This is a genomic window from Aminobacter sp. P4_D5 (assembly GCF_056401815.1).
In genome coordinates this window covers 1-533 of record NZ_JBFUIP010001317.1, presented here as the reverse complement: position 1 = coordinate 533, position 533 = coordinate 1, and the positions used below count along the sequence as shown (strand labels likewise).

At 63.4% G+C, this 533-nt stretch carries 1 protein-coding gene; it reads right to left on the bottom strand.

Annotated features, from left to right (window positions below; genetic code table 11):
• Positions 1–321: 321 nt before the first annotated feature.
• Positions 322–533 (bottom strand): hypothetical protein (locus AC1DWF_RS38150; protein WP_476843594.1); only part of this gene is annotated, 212 nt, incomplete at its 5' end.

Sequence of the window (533 nt, the reverse complement as noted above, 5' to 3'; positions counted from 1 at the left end):
CTCTACAACCCCGAGCGCTATCAGTACCGGATGAATCTGGAGCGCATCGGCCCGGCAGGCCGCGGCCGCTGGTCGAGCCGCTGAACCGGACGCCTCGGTCGTGTCCCTGGTGGTGTAGGACCCCCAGAGCACGGCGCATGTGAGGTCTGGCTACGAGCTTGGATAGAACAAATCGGTTTGACTGGACGCTTCAATGGCCCCGCTGGGCACGCCTGTGCCGAAGCGCTTCCTGACCCTTGGGCTGTGCGGTCGGTGCTGGCGTGCGCACCGCGGCCGCGAGCTTTTCAAGATCGGCTAGAATGGCCTGCGCCATGTGTTCCATCATACCCCCTGCTCAACGAAATAGCTCTGCCGAATCTGGACCTCCTCCAAGGTAAGCGAGCTGAGCGTCTCCTCGAAAATCTCGCGCACGATGTTGCGGCGCAGCTGACTGGGAAGATCGAGCTGACGGTCATCAAGGCCGCCGTTGATGAGGCTGAGGTCGTACTCGCGGCACTCCCAGCGGTCCAGTTCGGCCGCCGCCTCGGTGATGG